Raw genomic sequence first — 19,286 nt, forward strand, 5'->3', positions numbered from 1 at the left:
ATATGAATAGCTATTAAAAAACGCACAGTCCAAAATTGGACTGTGCGTTTGCTTTTTCGAAATGAAATTTGAAGTTTACTTAACTAACCATCCACCATCTACCGGCATAATTGCTCCATGCATGAACGATGAATCTTCACTCGCCAAGAATAAGGCAGCAGTGGCGATTTCTTCCGGGCTGCCATAACGGCCAGCAGGTACAGAGTTCACAGATTCCATGACAGCTGCATCTCCGCTTTCAAATATCTCTTTTGTCATACCTGACTCAACTGCGCCGGGTGCAATAGCATTCGCTCTGATGCCTTTATTACCATAGTCGAATGACAGTTGTTTTGTATAGCCCGCAATGCCGTGTTTAGCAGCCGTGTAAGCCGCTCCACCACCACCTGCAACAAATGCTGCGATGGATGCGATATTGATGACGACGCCTTCTTTATTGTCGATCATCTGTGGCAGCACTGCATTCGTAACATTGTATACTCCTTTAAGATTAATATTGATAATTTTATCCCAAAGTTCTTCAGATGTTTCTAACGTCGGTGCATAATCGTCAAGTACACCAGCCGTATTACTTAAGACATCTATTCTTTCAAAAGACTCAAGTCCTTCTTTCACTGCGTCCTTCACGCTTGAGCTGTCGGAAACGTCTATCTCGACAGCAACCGCTTCTCCACCGTCTTCTTTAATTTTCTCAACAATTTTTTTAACGCCTTCAAGATTAATATCAGCTGCTATAATCTTAGCACCTTCTTTAGCGAACAAAAGCGATTGTGCCGCACCCATGCCGGATCCGGCGCCCGTGATGAATGCTACTTTATTATCTAACTTACCCAATGTAATTCCTCCTATAAGCAGATTAAACTGCCCTTTTTCAAGGCATGTAGAAATTTGCCTGCATTCATCGTATACCCTGTTCTGATAATTTTAAAAGTGCTTTAGAAGTATCTTCCCCAAATTATTCAGGAAATACCGTGCCTCGAGGTTGCTGTTCCAACCGGCAGAAAATACAGAGAATTTCACGGTCTTATCCTTCGACTGCAGCACTCCGATGTCATGCTCAAGGTTATCGAGCGTGCCCGTCTTATTGGACACGGTGATATGATCCTCATCCCCGCCGTCATTCAGCGCACCGCCGACGCGGTCGTTGAACTGCGAATTGCGCATATGCTTCTGCATATCCTGCCTCACAGGCTCCGGGATGAATTTATTTTCTTCATATATAAGGTTCAATGCCGTCATCATATCTTCGGCAGTGGCGGTGTTCGATATTTTAGGCGCATCCCCCGATGTATCCATAAAATGCCGCCCGAGCACCGAGTCGTTGATGCCCCACTCTTTGAACGATTTCTCAATATTTTTAAATCCGACATAGTCCATCAGCATATTGGATGCCGTATTGTCCGAGACGATCATCGCAAGGACCACCGTATCCTTCAGCGGAATCACTTCCACATCATTCAGTGCATGAAGCACCCCCGAACCGCCGACTTTCTTTTTAACGAGCAGCAGGTCGTCCCTGCCCACATCGTGCGCCTTTTTCAACGCTGCAAGGCAGAGCGGTATTTTGACGACGCTCGCCGAGCGGTGGACTTTATTTTCCCGGTGACGGATCACTTCCCCTTCGTGTTCGATCACATACGAGATGTTTTTCGTCGACTGCTGCCGCACCAGCATGTCTATCTCTTCTTTCATCATGGTGACTCCCCCCTTTATACATCATCATAATCGAGTTATTGAAGATGTACAACAGACACACATAAGCCCCGGCCGTCCATTGAAACGTTCAGATGGAGAGGTTTTCAGGACTATCTGCACAGTTAAGGTCTTCAAACGTTCAGACAGCTGAATTTTTCAGGCCATCTAAACAGCAAGGGCCTTCAAACGTTTAGATAGTCGAAATTTTTAAGGTTATCTAAACAGTGAGGGGCCCCAGGTGTTTAGTTAGTTGGATTTTTAAGGTTAACTAAACAGCAAGGTCCTTCAAACGTTCAGATAGCAAGATTTTTAAGGCCATCTGCTTACGGCGTTCTGATGTTACCACTGCGTCGGCGTAAATGTTACCACCAAAATCGCACGCCTCGATACCACCTGAATCGAAGCATATGTCACCACTATCCTCATCCTGAGGATTTTTTTATGCCAGATTATCTTTAAAATGGTAAGCGTGCTATAAATGCTTTGAGTGTCGCATTCAAGTGACACTCGGCACATTTATGGAGATGGCATTCAATGCGACGAGATTGATGATTTACCGTCCAAGAGGCAGAAGCGCCAATGCAGCAGAAAGATGATGAAACAAAGCGCCTTGCCTGAGAAAATCAAGAATTTTAAATGACCAATCAAAAATTGATTTACATCAATTATTTTAACGGCAAAAAGTCGTATACTTGAATTGTAGAGAAAGAAACGGATAAAAATTATAAATAGGAGAGATATATTATGCAAAAAGCAACCATTCAATTAGAAACTTTATCATGTCCATCATGTATCCAGAAGATTGATAACGCTGTAAAAGGTTTGGACGGTGTGGAAAAAGACAGTGTCAAAGTCATGTTCAACGCAAGTAAAGTCAAAGCAGATTTTGATGAAGCAGTCACAACGATTGAAAATATAGAAAATGCGATTGAAAACCTGGGGTACCCGGTCACCAAATCAAAAGTAAAAGTTGCCTGATCAAATTAATCATTTTCACTTTAACTGATCCCAGATATTCCATCGATTGTCTGGGATCTTTTATCATGAATCAAAAAATATGTAAGGGCTTAATTTCAACCAAAGTGGGTACACTATAATTAAGTTTTAAGATGAATATATCTTGGAGGGAATATTATGAGTGAACATAGTCGAGACTATGAAAAGTATCATGAAAAGTTGAATTTCCTTTTGAAGGACCACGGGGTGGAATTTGATGAAACGGAAGTGGATTTAAACACTATCGAGTCATTACACTCTAAAGTAAATGATCTTTGCAGGGCCCACGGGGGCGAACCGGGTGAGATGGAAAACTATACTTTGGAGAGCCTTCATCCTAAACTGAACCAGGTCCTGAGAGGCCATGGTATACAATACGATGACTCCCATCTGGACAAATCTTCCATCGAAGCTGTGGATACAAAACTGGAGTTGCTAATGGATGCGCATCACAAGTAACTGGATCTCGAGGTTGGGGAAGTTCCAGGTGCCATAGGAATCAATATCTCAAGTTTGATGGTCCAAACCCCAAGAATCCTATAACCACAGGGATGCTTGGGGTTTTTTATATGAAAAATGCGTGACATAAAATGTCTCTGTTTAAATACTTTGTTTTATTAGAAAAATATCCCATCGAATATAATTCGAATTTCATGGTTTATTTAAAACGCAGTCACCCATAGAGCTTCTAATGGTGGTAACTGGTATAATCTTTATCATTAACTAGGCTCAAAATCGCTCTGTCAGTACTGAAAATCACGAAATTCAATGATAAAAATATTAAGATGATGGAAAATTAGGGCGGAGGTCTCTTCGCCTTTTTACATATTGGCATATAATAGGGGTGAGGAAGGTGTTTGAATGAAAAAATATTCACTCCTTATGATGATGTTATTCATTCCATTTATTTTGACTGCATGTATCACACCGATCACTCCGGATTTACTTGATGAACCAAGCCCCAGGCAGGACCTGCCCGGTTCAAAAAATGATTTGTATATGACAGTCGGGCAGCCGGAGGAGACAATCATCGAACTGAATATTATAAATTCCGGCCACTCTTTATTTGGTTACGGTGAGTTTTTCTATATTGAAAAGAAAGTCGGAAGCGAGTGGTATATGCTCGCTTTTGACGACATGGCCTTTTCTGATTTTTCAGAATTTGATAATTATGGTAAGGTGATATCACCTGGAGAAATTGATGAAATCATTATCGATCTTGAAGAGTATCACCTGACTTTGAACAGCGGTGTTTACCGTGTCGTCAAAGCTTTCAGGTATCATGATGAAGAAAACGTATTCTGGTTGACAGATGAGTTTAAAGTGATTTAACCCTATAATTTAAAACGCTGGAGGCATAATATGGAACTCGGCAAAGTGGCACATTTACTTATCGGCAAGGCAAGAACATACGGTGATAACAATGCGGAAAAGAAAATGGACCGTGAATGGGCGACGGCGATTTACCGCAGAGAAACGGATGGAGTGGTGCATCTTTACGGAGGATAGTATAAAGTGGCACCCACACTGCCGATTCAGCTGGTAACAATAAACGCGATTTGCATGGTATCGTAAATCGCGTTTTCATGGTAACTCTGCAGCGCCGTATGCACCATCTAAACAGCAAGCCTCGCCGCCCCCATAAAGATCCTCAAAATGCAAAAAAGGCCGGGACTTATGTCCCGACCTGCTATAAATTATTTGAATGTCAGATTTTCTATGCGCACAAGGCCGATTGGGTCGATCGCCACGCCGTCAACCTGTGATGCATCCACGCCGACCGCGAAGTTCGGATGGACGAGTGAGACCGTTGGTGCTTCTTCAATGATGATTTCCTGTGCAGCCGAATAGGCATCGGCACGGTCGCCTTCATCAGCCTCGCTCCGCCCCGCATCGAGTGCTGCATCCAGTTCGTCATTCGAATAAAATGAGCGGTTGCCTGTCGCACCTTTATTCTCTGAATGATACAGTGCGTATAATCCGTTGTCGGCATCACCGGTCACCGTCGTCCAGCCCATTGCGAACATTTCATGGTCGCCCTGGCCGGTCCGTTCCAGGAACGTGCCCCATTCGAGCTGTTCCACCGAAACTTCGATGCCGAGCTCCGCAAGGCTTTCCTGGATATACAGTGCAGTATCGACGTTCATCTGATCGTCCCTCACCCATAGTTCGGTAGAGAAACCGTCCGGATGATCACTTTCGGCAAGCAGTTCCTTCGCCCTGTCGAGGTCATATTCACGGCCGTCCAGTGAATCGTCATAACCCCATACATCAGGTGCGATCGGGTGTGTGGCGGCAATGCCCATGTTGTCAAAGACACCTTCGACGATCATGTCCCTGTCGATCGCATAAGCGATGGCCTGTCTGACACGCACGTCATCAAACGGCGCCTTTTCAGTGTTGAAGCCCAGATAATCTGTACGGGATGATTCCTGCTCTAAAAGCTCTGTATTTTCACCGCTTTCGACCCGGTCCGCATTCGCAGAATCGATGTCACGGACGATCTGGACGCCGCCCGTTTCAAGCTCTGCAAGCCTCGCACCGGACTCCGGGATGACGCGGAAAGTCACTGTATCAAAGCCGCGTTCGCCGCTTTCACCCTGGAAATCCTCAAATTTCGTCAGGACCGTTTCCTGCCCCGGATTCCGTTCCTCAAGCATCGCATGGTTCGTGCCGTCCGTCTCCGAGCCGATCACCGAACCGACATGTTCCGAAATCTGGTCCATGACTTCCTCATACTCATCCCCGCCGCCTTCGCGGAGTTCGTAGTACTCATCTGCCGTCATATCGACGCCCGCTTCATCAAGCGCATTCTGATAGTCCTCATCGATCAGCGACTTGCTGATGATGCCGCCGGTGTTGTGCGCGAGGTGGCTCGGCAGCGGTGCGAATGGAAATTCGGTATGGATGTTCACTTCATAATCGCCGACGATTTCCACTTCCTCGATCATTTCGAACAGGAATGCCGCTTCCGATGCGACCGCCTCATCATTCACACGGTCGAGCGTCGCCTTCACATCTTCTGCCGTGAATCCCTCACCACTGTGGAAGGTCGTACCCTCCCTCAACTGGAAGTTCCAGACATCATCTTCAATGGTCTCCCATTCCTCGGCAAGACCCGCGGTGAGTTCCATCTCCATGGTCTGGTTCACCAGCGTCTCGTATATATTCATGCGCACCTGCGCAGAAGCAGTGTCGTTGCTGCCGTGCGGGTCGATGGAGACGACGTCATCCTGCATGGCGATTACAAGATCACCGGCTGCCGCTTCCCCTCCATCCGCCGCTTCCTCCACATTGGAATCATCCGCGCAGGCCGACAGCACCAAAGCAAGCACGCCCGTCATCATAAGCAATATGTATTTATTCATCATTATTCCTCCTTCATATAAAATCACTAATACTTTAACACATTAATGTGCTGAGTGACGGAAGTTCATTAAAAAATTCACATAGTTTTCGAAATAAAGACCTCCAAAAATAAAAATGACCCCAAAATCCGCTTTGGGGTCATCTGTTGAAACCTTTTTCAATTACTCGTTGAACGTCACATTCTCGAGTCTTACATCACCGAGGGCATCCAGCTCTACGCCTTCAACCTGGTTTGTATCGACACCGATTGAGAAGTTGGAATGCACGATCGGTGCAATCGGCGCTTCTTCTATGATGATCTGCTGTGCTGTGGAGTAAGCTTCTGCACGTGCATCTTCATCCGATTCGGTCCTGCCGTCATCGAGTGCTTCGTCGAGTTCGTCATTCGCATAGAATGAACGGTTGCCGACGGCGCCGAAGTTATCGGAATGATGCAGTGCATATAATCCGTAGTCCGCATCCGCCGTTACAGTCGTCCAGCCGAGCAGGTACATTTCCTGGTCGCCCTGGCCTGTCCTGTCGAGGAACGCGCCCCACTCCATCTGCTCAACCTGCACATCGATGTTCAGTTCACCGAGGCTCTCCTGGATATACAGTGCTGTATCGACGATCATCTGGTCATCCCTTACCCATAATTCGGTTGAGAATCCGTCTGGATGATCGCTTTCAGCAAGCAGTTCCTTCGCCCTGTCGAGGTCGTACTGCTGGCCTTCAAGGCTGTCGTCATAACCCCAGACATCCGGCGGGATCGGGTGTGTTGCCGAAATGCCCATGCCGTCGTACACGCCTTCAACGATTGCTTCAGTATCGATCGCGTGTGCAATCGCCTGTCTCACTTTCTCATCGTCGAAAGGTTCTTTCTGGGTGTTGAAACCGAGGTAGTCCGTACGCAGTGACTCCTGCTCCAGCAGCTCGGTGTTTTCACCGCTTTCAACACGCTGTGCGTTGGATGCATCGATGTCGCGTGCAACCTGTACACCGCCTGTTTCAAGTTCGGCAAGCCTTGCACTCACTTCAGGGATGACACGGAAAGTGACTGAATCAAAGTTCCGCTCCCCGCCCTGGAAATCTTCAAATTTCGTGAGGACCGTTTCCTGTCCAGGGTTGCGTTCTTCAAGGACACCATGGTTCGTGCCATCAGGGTTGGAGCTGATGACGTTGCCGATGTCTCCTGAAATCTGATCCATGACTTCTTCATACTCGTCCCCGCCTTCTTCACGGAGTTCATAGTATTCATCGGCAGTCATGTCGACACCCGCTTCATCCAAAGCATTCTGATAGTCTTCATCGATCAGTGATTTGCTCATGATGCCGCCCGTGTTGTGTGCCAGGTGGCTCGGCAGCGGCGCAAAAGGATATTCCGTATGGAGGTTGACTTCGTAGTCGCCCACGATTTCAACTTCCTCGATCATTTCAAACAGGAAAGCGACTTCTGAAGCGACCGCTTCATCACGCACCCTGTCGAATGTCGCTTTGACATCTTCGGCAGTGAATTCTTCACCGCTGTGGAATGTCGTACCTTCCCTGAGTGTCAGGTTCCATACATCTTCCTCAACGGATTCCCATTCCTCTGCAAGACCCGGAACCAGTTCCATATTTGCATCCTGTTGCACTAAACTTTCGTAAATGTTCTGACGCACCTGTGATGAGGCAGAGTCGTTACTGCCGTGCGGATCCAGTGAAACCGCATCATCCTGCATGGCGACCACGATATCACCGGATACAGATTCCTCCGTCGCTGCATCGCCGTCATCGGCGTTGTCCCCTGCAGCTTCTTCATCGACATCTGAATCATCCGCACATGCTGCAAGCACCAGAACGAACACAGACATCAATGAAAGCATCAAATACTTTCTCATTCTTTTTCCCCCTATACACTTTTGTGAATATACATCAGCTTTCACATAAATATGTAGGCTACTGCATATCTTATATAAACTTTACCATAATCGCCCTTCTTAACCAATATAATTTTCTAATAATTTGTTTTAATTTAAATATTATCAAAGTTCAGTGACGGCGAAATAAAAAAGACCGCAGGGCGTGAGCCCTGCAGCCTATGAAAGTTGATATCAAGCTTTACCTGCCATTTCGAATGATTCCGAAGCCAGTCCCTCTTCCGGTGAAATCGTCTTTGCGACGACCCAGAATGAAATGATTCCAAAAACGAATGCGGTGAGTATCCCCAGTGCACCTGCGACATGGATGTTGTCCGTCATCAGCTGCACTGTGCCGTATACGGCCGTCGAAATCGCGATGCCGAATGAATTTCCGAGTGAGCTCGCCATCTTGTAGATGCCTGAGGCGATGCCCACCTGATCATTATTGATGTGGACGAGTGATGTATCCATTGAAGGTGTGGCATACATGCCGACCCCGACACCCGCAATCAGGAATCCGATGAATACTACGACGATATACGCTGTATCCGGCAGGAATGTCATGGCAGCCATGCTCATCCCGAGTGATGCGATCAGGATCGACCATAGCATCGGCTTCCTTGCGCCCATCGTCTGGAGCATGCGCTCCCCGACCCGGATCATCACAAGCAGTGTGATGATATGTCCGATCGTGAGCAGTCCTGCTTCAAATGAAGTGAAGCCCCTTGCGACCTGTACGTAGATATTCGCAACGACGATGGATGCAATGATTCCATTCTGCAGGAAGTTCGAGACGACCGCCCCTGTATACGGCTTGATTTTGAACAGGCTGAAATCGATGAACTGATGCTTCCTTCTCTTCTCATATTCGAAGAATACCGCAAGCAGCAGTAATGTCACGACCATCAATCCGATCATCAGCGGACTTGTCCAGCCGATCTCCTGACCCTGGGTGACGATGATGTTCACGCCGAGCAGCACCAGTACGAATAAAACGAATCCGCCGTAGTCGAACGGTGCTTTATTGTGGTCGTTCGCCTTGCTTTCCTTGATGTCCCTCAAAATCCACATTGCAATCAGTGCCACGATGATGGAGATGACGAAGACCCATCTCCAGCCCATATAAGTTGCGATCAGTCCGCCTGCGAGTGTCGCAACACCCCCGCCGCCCCATGAACCGAAAGACCAATAGCTGAGTGCACGCTGGCGGTCTTTTTCATCAAATGCCGTCTTGATCAGGGAAATCGTCGCAGGCATGATGAACGCCGCTGAAATACCTTGGATCGCACGGCCGGTGATCAGGAACAGCGGGCCCTGCGCAAGCATCACGAGGATACTCCCCACTATGCTCAGTATCAGACCGATATAAGTCATTTTCTTACGGCCCGAACGGTCGGAGAGACCACCCGCAACGACGATGAACAGCCCGGAGAACAGGGCTGTGAGACTCGTTGCGATATTCAGCACACCGGCTGATACATCCATATCCGCGCTCATGGCGGGAATGATGTTGATCATCGAGTTTGCAAACAGCCAGAATGTCAGCACGGCCATGACCATACCTACTATATAAATATTATTCTTCTTAGAAGACGCTTTCATGAGTTTCATCCTAACTTATAACTGAAGTTATTGTGTGATATTTTTAACGTAATCTCATAATACATGCTATAATTTTATTTGAATAGTATATAAAAGTTATGTAACTATAAATTTTATTTATATAAGGAGAAGAAAGCCATGGATATCAAACAATTGCGTTACTTTGATGCCATCGTGAAGCACGGAAAAATCAGCTGGGCAGCCAACGCCCTCTATATTTCCCAGCCCTCTCTCAGCATGTCTTTGAGCAAACTTGAAGAAGAACTCGGCTTCCGGCTGCTTGAACGGAACGACGGCATGTTCAAGCTGACCGATGCCGGCGCCGAGTTTTACCAGCATGTGAAGCTCGTGCTGTCGATGTACGGCAATATGGAAGACGAAGTGCAGTATATAAGGAAGAAAGGGAGCGGCAAGCTGAAGGTGGGCATCACTGAAACTTTCAGGATGGTCACGCCGGAGCTGTTTGAGATCTACCTTGATAAATACAACGACCTCGATATCCAGCTGACGGAAGGCACGACGACGCACATCATCAAACAGGTCAAGACGCACCAGCTGCACTTCGGACTCACCACCCTGAATTACCTTGAAGACGGCATGGAATCGATCCATCTCGGGCAGAATGTCTACTCGGTGCTCGTGCATAAGGATTTCCCGCTTCAGGTCGTGAGGCTTGAGGATCTGACGGCACATACTCTGATATTCATCGAAAACTCTACTGTGCTCAATAAATTCCTCCAGGAGAATAACCTGCAGTTCAGGAACATCATCCGTGTGGACACGATCGGCACCGCAGTGCGGCTCGTCAAAAAAGGCCTCGGGTTCGCCGTCATACCGGAATTTTACGCCAAGCACTACACCGACGACGATGTGAAGAGCATCAACCTTCAGCACGACTTGAAGAGCCCCGACCTGTACCTCTCCTTCATGAAGAACAGGCACTTCTCCCCCGTTATGGAAGACTGCATCAAAATGACGCACGGCTACCTGCTCGGTTAGACAGATTTCTCCCGTCCTGCCGGATGGAAACGTGGGTAAGCGGGCCTCTGTCTGGTTTTCTCAAAGAAATCCGGACGGAGGTGTCTGCCAGAGACATTCTGTCAGGTTTCCGGGAGTTTTTCCAGACGGAATAAACATCGCCTCACTGCCTGTCAGGTTTCCATGAGATATTCCGGACGGAGGCGCCGACCAACGGGGTTCTGCTAGGTCTTCCCGAAGAAATCCGGATGGAGACGCAGCCTGCCGAAGCTCTATCAGTTTTCCGGATCTTTACAATGGGATTGAAAGTTTACTGCACGTTAACAGGAACTTCATCCGCCATGAATATTCCTCCCCTACACTATCCAGGTAAGACATTTTAAGAGGAGGAAACATCTTTGAACATTTCTGCAGGCAATTTCTTGAAAGTTTTGATGGCTGCACTGCTTTTGATCAGTGCAGCAGGATTGATGGATGGTAAAAAGGCGTCGGCCAATGCTGCCGATCACACATTGAACGTCGCCCACCGGGGTGCTTCAGGCTATACGCCGGAGAACACGATGGCGGCATTCGACAGGGCGTTTGAAATGAAGGCGGACTTCATCGAGATCGATGTCCATATGAGTGCGGACGGTGAAGTCGTCGCAATCCACGACTTGATGGTCGACCGGACGACGGACGGCTCAGGCAGGGTCAATGACTTCACTTTGGAGGAATTGAGGCAGCTGGATGCAGGCAGCTGGTTCGGCCCTGAATTTGCAGGCGCGCAGATCCCTACATTGGATGAGATTCTGGATGCCTACCGCGGAAAGATCGGCATATTGATTGAAATAAAAGACCCTTCCGCCCACCCGGGCATTGAAGCGGCTGTCGCTGAAGCACTTGCAGAAAGGAACATGGATAAGCCGAACAACGGCAAGATCATCGTCCAGTCCTTCGACCACGGCTCGGTTGCACACTTCAATTCACTGCTTCCGAACGTTCCGACGGGTGTTCTTGTCGGCAACCTGACCGACGGCATTTCAGATGAAGCACTTGCACAGTTTGCGACTTATGCCGATTACTTCAACCCGAATCACAGGATGGTGGATGAAAATCTCGTTGAGCGCGTCCATGCACACGGCCTGAAGATCGCACCATATACCATAAATGACCAGACGCGTGTCAACGAACTCATCGATAATGGCGTCGACGGCATCATCTCCGACTTCCCGGATCTGATCAGCCATACAGGAAAACCGCAATAACAATTAATCATGAAAAGATGACCCCGGCAGTGCCGGGGTCATCTTCTTTTCTTATTCGAGCAGCGGGCGCACTTTCTTATACATCATCTCCCCCGCCTTGAACAGCACGTAGGCGAACAATATGGAGGCGACGATATAGGCGGTATCGGAAATCCCCTGGAAGACCGGCCTGTCCCTCAGATAAAAGTAGTTGCCGCCCGTCAGCATATTGGCAGCGTAAGCGACGGCGAGGTAGACCACAAACCACGGGAGGACCTTCAGGCTGTCACCGGTTTTTATTTCCTTCCCGTAGGCGGTCATCCCATAGAACGGCAGCAGCAAAGTGACGACGTGGTTCACGAAGAAACTGATGCCGATGGGGTGTGTCACGCCGTACACCTGGCTTGGGTACAGGAAACTGAGCCAGGCGAACAGTGCGAATAATGCGAGCACCCTGAAGACTTCAGCGTTCCGGGTCAGCAGGTAAAGTATGCCGAGAAGTGAATTGATACGGCTGATATGGAGCGGCAGTGCCTCGGATGCGTCAAATCCTATCTCTTCCCCCACTATGAAATAGTAGAATCCATACAACAATATCTGCTGCAGCAGGATGATGATGAGGATCACTGCAGTGATCGTCCGCCTCCAGGCTTTGACCCGTGATATATTCGAGAAGAAGACCGCTGCAACAACAATCAGCCCGAAAATATAGATCAGATGATCGATACTGAATATGCCGATGTATTCCCCGTAATCCGCCATGGCATCCCCCGCCTTCCGAAATCATTTCATCACTTGGGCAATACTTCCACGTGCGTCTCCATGTCATTGATGTAATATCTGAGCGTCTCGACTTCGGTGCCGATCTCAAGTTTATAGACGTGGAGGATTTCGGCTTCCGCATCATCTGGTTTCTCCATTTTGATATCAAGGATGCCCTCTTCCGCTTCTTCCACCGTCAGCCGTGTGGCGCCCGGTGCGTAGAAGGCGAGGTAATCGCCCTCCCCGCCTTCCGCCGAGATGTGTATGACATTATTGATGTCCTCATTCTGCACATACTCCTGCATGTCTCCATCGAGCGCGTCCACATCCACCGCCTCGACTTCGGAATCCCCCACTGCCGTACAGCCGGTGAGCTCGATCGTGAAAAACATGAATAAAAAGAATAACCGCATGATGCACCACCCCCTTATGTTTACTATATTATAACCCTTTAAGTGCAGGTCTACACCTTCAGGCCGGTATTATGCCCCTTTCAAAATGCATTTTGATATAATGGGCATGGATATCACTAATGATTTAAAAGGAGTTTATTGTATGAAGAAGTTCATTAATGCGAACATATACGGTGACACCGGGTCGACGGAGATTTTGGTTGAGGACGGGAAGTTTTCAGCCGTCGGCAAGGATCTCGGTGATGCCGATGAAGTGGTCGACCTTGAAGGGAAGCTCGTCCTTCCGCCGTATGTCGATCCGCATCTGCATCTCGATTACATCTTCTCCGGCCTCGGCGAAGGGAATGCCAATGTCTCAGGCACACTTTTCGAAGGCATCCAGCGCTGGAGCGACAATAAAAAGACGCTGACCGAAGAAAAAGTGCGTGAACGGGCGCTCGAAGGCATCCGCAAGGAAGTGAGCCACGGGGTGCAGTACATCCGCACGCATGTCGATGTGACGGATCCGGAACTGACGGGCATGAAGGCGCTCCTCAAATTACGTGAGGAACTGAAGGACATTGTGACGCTGCAGCTCGTCGCATTCCCCCAGGAAGGGTTCTTCAGATATGAAGGCGGCGAGGAACTGGTGAGGAAAGCGCTCGATATGGGAGCGGACGTCGTCGGCGGCATCCCGCATTTCGAGATTTCGTATGAACACGGGGTGGAGTCGCTGAAGCGCATCGTCGACCTCGCACTGGAGTATGATGTGATGATCGACATCCACTGTGATGAAAACGACGACCCGAACAGCAGGTTTTTGGAAGTGCTGAACGCGCTCGTCATGGAGAAGGATTACGGTGAAAAGACGACTGCAAGCCATACATGCTCCTTCGGTGCGGTCGAGAATTCCTATGCGAATAAAATGATGGGGCTCTTCAAGGCATCGAAGATCAACTTCATCTCCTGCCCGACAGAAAACGCCCATCTTCAGGGGCGCGGCGACAACTATCCAAAACGCCGGGGCTTGACGCGTGTGAAGGAACTGCTTGAAAACGGCAATACCGTCGCTTTCGCACAGGATTCCATCGCCGACTACTGGTACCCGCTCGGCAACGGCAATATGATGAACATACTCGACAACGGCATCCACCTCGCCCACTACACACATATTGATGAAATCAATAAGGCACTCGATCTCATCACCTTCAACGGCGCTGCAGTGATGCGCATCGATGAGGACTACGGCGGCTACGGCATAGAAGCCGGGAAGCCCGCGAACTTCATCGTGCTCGATGCATATGATGCATATGAAGCGGTCCGTGAGCGCGCCGAAGTGCTCGCATCCGTCCGCAGCGGCGAATATATCTTCAAACGCGAAGTACGCAAGAATGAAATCGAGAATGAATTCCTGAAAGGCTGATGAAGAGCCCCGCACCCTGTGCGGGGCTTTTTGTGACTGGGATGTTTAATTTTTACATATCCGGTAAGAGGTATTACAGCTAAAACTGTATGTAAGGAGAATGTAAATGGAACTTTCACCCGAAGTCGCTGGATTCAGTTTGCTGATCCTTGGAATCCTGCTTCTGATCGGTAAATGGATCCGTGTGTTCACCCCGTTTCTGCAGAATTATTTCGTACCGAGTTCGCTGATTGCCGGGGCGGTCGGACTGCTGCTCGGCCCGGAGATCCTCGGGCGTCTCGGCATCAACTTCTTTGATAAGGGCGGTGTGTTCCCCCAGGTCATGGTCGACGTGTGGGACACACTGCCCGGCATGCTGATCAACGTCATCTTCGCATCGTTGTTTTTAGGCATGACTTTCCCTAAATTGAGAGACGCATGGGAAATTGCAGGTCCTCAGATCACTTTCGCCCATTTCCTGTCCTGGGGGCAGTATGTGGTCGGCATTACATTGACACTGCTTATACTTACACCATTCTTCGGCATGCATCCCGCAGCGGGGGCTCTGCTTGAAATCAGTTTCGTCGGCGGCCACGGCACCGCCGCAGGCTTATCCGACACATTCGCTTCAATCGGGTTCGAAGAAGGGCTGGATCTCGCCATCGGTCTTGCGACGATCAGCCTTGTCGTCGGCGTGATGCTCAGTGTCGCACTGCTCAACTGGGCGGCCCGTAAAGGCGAGACCGAAGTGCTGAAAGACCCTGACGATATAGACGAAGACAGGAAGAAGGTCCTCTTCTCGAAGGAGGAGCAGCAGGAGGAACCGGCAGGCAGGCAGACGACGCGCTCTGAATTCATAGAGACGCTCACCGTCCATTTCGGTTACATCGCGCTCGCCATCGCGATCGGCTATGCGCTGCTGCAGGGTCTGATATGGATTGAGGAACAGTTATGGATCGAGCAGATCGAAGTCTTCACCCATCTGCCGCTCTTCCCGCTCGCAATGGTCGGTGCAGTACTTGTACAGCTGTTCCTGAACAATTTTGTGAAATACAACGTCGTCGACCGCGGCGTCATCAGCCGCATTCAGGGGCTGGCACTCGATATGCTGATCGCTTCAGCGATAGCGACACTATCTCTTACGGTCATCGGGGACTACCTGATTCCATTCATCCTGTTGAGTGTCGCAGGTATCGGGTGGTCGGTCTTTTCATTCCTCGTCGTCGCACCGCGCGTCATGCCGGATTACTGGTTCGAACGTGCCATCGGCGACTTCGGCCAGGGCATGGGGCTCAGTGCCGCAGGCCTTCTGATGATCAAGCTTGCGGACCCGGACGACGAGTCCCCTGCAAAGGAAGGATTCAGCTATAAGCAGCTCTTCCTTGACCTCATCGTCGGCGGCGGTATCGTGACAGCCGCATCCGCTCCGCTCATCGTTGCAATCGGACCGGTGCCGATGCTCATCATCACCGCAGTCATCACACTCGGCTGGCTGCTGCTCGGCATCTTCCATTTCGGCAGGAAAAAAGCGGAGGATTAAAGGTATAAAGGACATAAAAAATTCATCCCGGACGTTTCGTCCGGGATGAATTTTTATTGTTGTCACAGATCGATTGGAATACCGCCTGTGACGCCGTAAATCTGGCCTGTGATGTAGCTTGCCTCGTCTGAAGCGAGCAGTACATAAACGGGTGCCAGTTCAACCGGCTGTCCGGCGCGTCCGAGCGGCGTCGACTGGCCAAATTCGGGAATCGCGCCTTCCGGCTGGCCGTTGTCCATCTGGAGCGGTGTCCAGATCGGGCCGGGTGCGACACCGTTTACACGCACACCTTTTTCCGCAAAATACTTGGACCATGATACCGTGAAGTTCGCCACAGCACCGTTCGTCGCAGCATAATCCATCATCGTCTCGCTCGGATCATAAGTGTTGACGGAAGCGGTCGTGACGATTGAGCTGCCCGGCTTCAAGTGTCTCTCAGCAGCTTTCACCGATTCGAACATGCTGATGACATTCACTTTGAATGTATCCTCGACCTGCTTCATCGAGATATCGGACAGTTCGGTCTGTGCAATCTGCTGTGCTGCATTCAGTACAAGGATATCCAAAGCGCCGAACGCTTCGACCGTCTTCTCGACGATTTCCGTCGCAGCCCCTTCATCACGCAGATCATACGGCAGAAGCAGCGACTTCCCGCCTTCTTTTTCAATGAGTGCCTTCACTTCTTCAGCGTCTTCTTCCTCGCCCGGCAGGTAGTGGATGGCGACGTTCGCACCTTCCCTTGCATAGGCGACCGCCGCTGCACGGCCGATGCCGGAGTCCCCGCCGGTGATGAGGGCATTGCGGCCTTCGAGCCGGTCGTGGCCCTTATAGGATTCCTCGCCGCAGTCCGGTTTCGGATCCATCCTGTTCTGCAGGGCCGGTGTATCCTGCTCCTGATCCGGGAACTTGTCCGTATGGAACATTTCGCGTGGATCGTTCAAATTAGACTTTCCCATCAAACTTCACTCCTGTTTCATTTTTTATTGTATGAATGATTTGATTAACTTGTTTTCATATGATTATAAATACCCGCTGGGTGCCTCAAATAAACACTATGCGGATTGGTTGAACCGGCCGGGTTGAATAGATAACATATTAAATGAAGACAAATGATCACAAAGGAGCGAGATGAATGAATGTACTTGTCATCGGGGCGAACGGCCAGATCGGCCGGCTCCTCACACGTAAACTGAAAGACCATGCGGCACATGATGTGCTCGCAGGCGTGCGCAAGGAAGAACAGAAGCAGGCTTATGAAAACGAAGGCATCAAATCACGCTTCATCGACCTCGAAGGTTCCATAAAAGATATGGAAAAGGCGATGGACGGTGTCACTGCTGTCGTCTTTGCAGCAGGCTCCGGCGGACATACCGGTGCGGATAAGACGATGATGGTCGACCTCGACGGTGCGGTCAAATCAATCGAGGCCGCCAAAAATGCGGGCGTCAAACGTTACGTCATGGTCAGCGCGATCAATGCCGACGACCGTGAATACTGGTCCTACAACATGGAGGGCAACGGCATCGGCGGCTATTACTTTGCAGCGAAATACTACGCCGATGTGTGGCTTGAAAATTCAGGGCTGGACTACACGGTCATCCGCCCGACCCTGCTTGTGAACGAGCCGGGCACAGGGAAGGTCGAGGCCACTGCGCACCTGCGCCAGGAAGGCAAAAAACTCGAAATCCCAAGGGAAGACGTGGCGAACCTGACCGTCGCCTCCCTCGACCATGATAATACAATCGGCAAATCGTTCGACGCCAACCAGGGCGGTATCGATGTGGATGAAGCGGTGAAAAATCTGTAACAGAACCCAAAATGACGGGAGGCCTTTTGAGGCCTCCCGGTTTTTATTTCCCTACGGTCTTAAATAAAAAAACCGGAGACTTAGAGTCTCCGGTCATCTGATGGTATTCAATTATTTTAACCTTCCAGGTAAGTGCCGACACCCGGGCCGTACGGTAGTCCGGTGTAGAACCAGATCGCCAGCATGATGATCCATGTGATCAGGAATGCGATGGAGTACGGCAGCATCAGGGAGATGTATGTCCCGATGCTCGCATTCTTGTCATAGCGCTGCATGAATGCAAGGACGATGACCATGTACGGGAACAGCGGCGTGATGATGTTCACGGATGAGTCCCCGATACGGTATGCCATCTGCGTGAACGCCGGATGGTAGCCGAGCTGCATGAACATCGGCACGAATATCGGCGCCTCGATCGCCCACTTGGCCGACCCTGAAGTGATCAGGAAGTTCAGCAGTGACGTGAACAGGATGTATGCGACGATGAGGCCGAAGCCTGTGAATTCGATGTCCTGCAGGAATTCTGCACCGTTGACCGCGATCCATGTTCCAAGGTTGGACCAGTTGAAGTACGCGATGAACTGCGCAATCGCAAATACGAGCACGATATAACCGGCCATATCCTTGATGGATTCCGTCATGTAGTAAGTCATGTCCTTGCCGGACTTGATCTTCCCGGTGACGATACCGAAGGCCAGGCCGATGATGATGAAGAAGATCAGGATGATCGGTACGATGCCGTCTATGAACGGCGACGGTATGATCGTGCCGTCTTCACCCGTGAGCGGGCTGTCCGGCATCATGAGTACTGCAACGATAACGCCCCAGTACACGAGACCTGCGATGATTGCAGTGATGAAGCCTTTCTTCGCATTCGGAAGCTCTTCCGTGTTCTCACCTTCGATTGCGCCGCCTGTGTATTCACCGAGCCTCGGCTCGACGAATTTGGATGTGATCAATCCGCCGACGATCGTCAGGACGAATACGGAAGCGATGTTGAAGAACCAGTTGTCCACCGGCGTAACCACGAATGACTCGTCGATGATCTGCGCCGCTTCCGTCGAGATGCCGGCAAGGAGTGCGTCAGTCCCCGCGATGAACAGGTTCGCCGTGAACCCGGCACCTGCACCGGCGAAGCCGGCCGCAAGACCCGCAAGCGGATGCCTGCCGATCTTATAGAATACGAGGGCGCCGAGCGGCGGTACGATGACCGCTGCCGCATCCGATGCGATATTGCCGAGGATACCGACAAATACAAGCGTGTATGTAATCAGGAACGGTGGTGATTTCAAAATCGTCTTGCGGATCGCATAGTCGAGCAACCCGACTTTCTCAGCCAGGCCGATACCGAGCATCATCGCCAGCACAAGGCCGAGCGGTGCGAATCCTGTGAAGTTCTCAAGCATCGATGTCAGCATGAACTGCAGGCCTTCACCCGACAGGAGGCTCCGGATGTCGAGCTCCTCCCCTGTACCCGGGTGGATGACCGAGGCGCCCGCCATGCTGAAGATGGCGGACAGGACGATGATGAGGGCTGCAAGCATGACGAACAGTACAAATGGATCCGGCAGTTTATTACCGACCCTTTCTATCACGTCGAGCGCTTTTCCAAAAAAGCCTTTCTTCTTTTCCATAGG

The 19,286-nt window shown here is 50.0% G+C and carries 18 protein-coding genes; 9 read left to right on the top strand and 9 right to left on the bottom strand.

Features of this window, described 5'->3' with window-relative positions; translation table 11 throughout:
- Positions 1–75: 75 nt before the first annotated feature.
- Both CRN96_RS05575 and CRN96_RS05580 read right to left on the bottom strand, forming a co-directional pair.
- Positions 76–834, bottom strand: coding sequence for an SDR family NAD(P)-dependent oxidoreductase (locus CRN96_RS05575; RefSeq protein WP_245844557.1), 759 nt, complete (start codon positions 832–834; stop codon positions 76–78).
- A gap of 90 nt (positions 835–924) precedes the next feature.
- Positions 925–1,695, bottom strand: coding sequence for a serine hydrolase (locus CRN96_RS05580; RefSeq protein ID WP_097039985.1), 771 nt, complete (start codon positions 1,693–1,695; stop codon positions 925–927).
- A gap of 744 nt (positions 1,696–2,439) precedes the next feature.
- Here CRN96_RS05580 and CRN96_RS05585 point away from each other — a divergent pair.
- From CRN96_RS05585 to CRN96_RS13235, 4 genes are all read left to right on the top strand, one after another.
- Positions 2,440–2,673 (top strand): heavy-metal-associated domain-containing protein, encoded by a 234-nt coding sequence (locus tag CRN96_RS05585; RefSeq protein ID WP_097039987.1) that lies wholly within the window; start codon positions 2,440–2,442, stop codon positions 2,671–2,673.
- 156 nt (positions 2,674–2,829) lie between these two features.
- On the top strand, positions 2,830–3,150 hold the full coding sequence (locus CRN96_RS05590) for a hypothetical protein (protein WP_097039989.1): 321 nt from the start codon (positions 2,830–2,832) through the stop codon (positions 3,148–3,150).
- 402 nt (positions 3,151–3,552) lie between these two features.
- Entirely contained in the window at positions 3,553–4,023 is a 471-nt protein-coding gene (locus tag CRN96_RS05595; RefSeq protein WP_097039991.1) for an immunoglobulin-like domain-containing protein, read from the top strand.
- A 30-nt stretch (positions 4,024–4,053) separates the two neighbouring features.
- Positions 4,054–4,200, top strand: coding sequence for a hypothetical protein (locus CRN96_RS13235; protein ID WP_179647122.1), 147 nt, complete (start codon positions 4,054–4,056; stop codon positions 4,198–4,200).
- Between the two features lie 188 nt (positions 4,201–4,388).
- Here the strand turns inward: CRN96_RS13235 and CRN96_RS05600 are convergent, their stop codons facing one another.
- The 3 genes from CRN96_RS05600 to CRN96_RS05610 all read right to left on the bottom strand — a co-directional run bounded on the left by CRN96_RS05600 (position 4,389) and on the right by CRN96_RS05610 (position 9,542).
- Entirely contained in the window at positions 4,389–6,059 is a 1,671-nt protein-coding gene (locus tag CRN96_RS05600; protein ID WP_342745137.1) for a glutathione ABC transporter substrate-binding protein, read from the bottom strand.
- 162 nt (positions 6,060–6,221) lie between these two features.
- Positions 6,222–7,919, bottom strand: a complete 1,698-nt coding sequence (locus CRN96_RS05605; protein ID WP_097039996.1) for a glutathione ABC transporter substrate-binding protein — start codon at positions 7,917–7,919, stop codon at positions 6,222–6,224.
- Positions 7,920–8,132: 213 nt separating this feature from the next.
- Positions 8,133–9,542 (bottom strand): MFS transporter, encoded by a 1,410-nt coding sequence (locus tag CRN96_RS05610; protein ID WP_097039998.1) that lies wholly within the window; start codon positions 9,540–9,542, stop codon positions 8,133–8,135.
- A gap of 138 nt (positions 9,543–9,680) precedes the next feature.
- On the opposite strand from CRN96_RS05610, the gene CRN96_RS05615 reads away from it, so the two are divergent.
- Both CRN96_RS05615 and CRN96_RS05620 read left to right on the top strand, forming a co-directional pair.
- Complete coding sequence (locus CRN96_RS05615; RefSeq protein ID WP_097040000.1) at positions 9,681–10,541, top strand: LysR family transcriptional regulator; 861 nt, start codon at positions 9,681–9,683, stop codon at positions 10,539–10,541.
- 377 nt (positions 10,542–10,918) lie between these two features.
- Positions 10,919–11,767 carry a glycerophosphodiester phosphodiesterase gene (locus CRN96_RS05620; protein WP_245844558.1) on the top strand — a complete coding sequence of 283 codons (849 nt, stop codon included), beginning with the start codon at positions 10,919–10,921 and terminating at the stop codon, positions 11,765–11,767.
- Positions 11,768–11,818: 51 nt separating this feature from the next.
- On the opposite strand, the gene CRN96_RS05625 is transcribed toward CRN96_RS05620, so the two are convergent.
- Together CRN96_RS05625 and CRN96_RS05630 are read right to left on the bottom strand one after the other, a co-directional pair.
- Entirely contained in the window at positions 11,819–12,508 is a 690-nt protein-coding gene (locus tag CRN96_RS05625; RefSeq protein WP_097040003.1) for a TMEM164-related integral membrane acyltransferase, read from the bottom strand.
- Between the two features lie 29 nt (positions 12,509–12,537).
- Complete coding sequence (locus tag CRN96_RS05630) at positions 12,538–12,921, bottom strand: hypothetical protein (protein WP_097040006.1); 384 nt, start codon at positions 12,919–12,921, stop codon at positions 12,538–12,540.
- Positions 12,922–13,063: 142 nt separating this feature from the next.
- Here CRN96_RS05630 and CRN96_RS05635 point away from each other — a divergent pair, with 142 nt between their 5' ends.
- Together CRN96_RS05635 and CRN96_RS05640 are read left to right on the top strand one after the other, a co-directional pair.
- Entirely contained in the window at positions 13,064–14,323 is a 1,260-nt protein-coding gene (locus CRN96_RS05635; protein WP_097040009.1) for an amidohydrolase family protein, read from the top strand.
- 106 nt (positions 14,324–14,429) lie between these two features.
- The gene (locus tag CRN96_RS05640) at positions 14,430–15,842 is read left to right on the top strand and encodes a sodium/glutamate symporter (RefSeq protein WP_097040011.1); all 1,413 of its coding nucleotides are present in this window, start codon (positions 14,430–14,432) and stop codon (positions 15,840–15,842) included.
- A gap of 62 nt (positions 15,843–15,904) precedes the next feature.
- On the opposite strand, the gene CRN96_RS05645 is transcribed toward CRN96_RS05640, so the two are convergent.
- Positions 15,905–16,798, bottom strand: coding sequence for an SDR family oxidoreductase (locus tag CRN96_RS05645; RefSeq protein ID WP_097040013.1), 894 nt, complete (start codon positions 16,796–16,798; stop codon positions 15,905–15,907).
- A gap of 176 nt (positions 16,799–16,974) precedes the next feature.
- Between CRN96_RS05645 and CRN96_RS05650 the strand changes: the two genes are divergently transcribed.
- Positions 16,975–17,649 carry an SDR family oxidoreductase gene (locus CRN96_RS05650; RefSeq protein WP_097040014.1) on the top strand — a complete coding sequence of 225 codons (675 nt, stop codon included), beginning with the start codon at positions 16,975–16,977 and terminating at the stop codon, positions 17,647–17,649.
- A 116-nt stretch (positions 17,650–17,765) separates the two neighbouring features.
- Here the strand turns inward: CRN96_RS05650 and CRN96_RS05655 are convergent, their stop codons facing one another.
- On the bottom strand, positions 17,766–19,283 hold the full coding sequence (locus CRN96_RS05655) for an AbgT family transporter (protein WP_097040016.1): 1,518 nt from the start codon (positions 19,281–19,283) through the stop codon (positions 17,766–17,768).
- Between the last annotated feature and the right edge of the window lie 3 nt (positions 19,284–19,286).

The organism is Salinicoccus kekensis (assembly GCF_900220995.1).
In the GTDB taxonomy this organism is placed as follows: domain Bacteria; phylum Bacillota; class Bacilli; order Staphylococcales; family Salinicoccaceae; genus Lacicoccus; species Lacicoccus kekensis.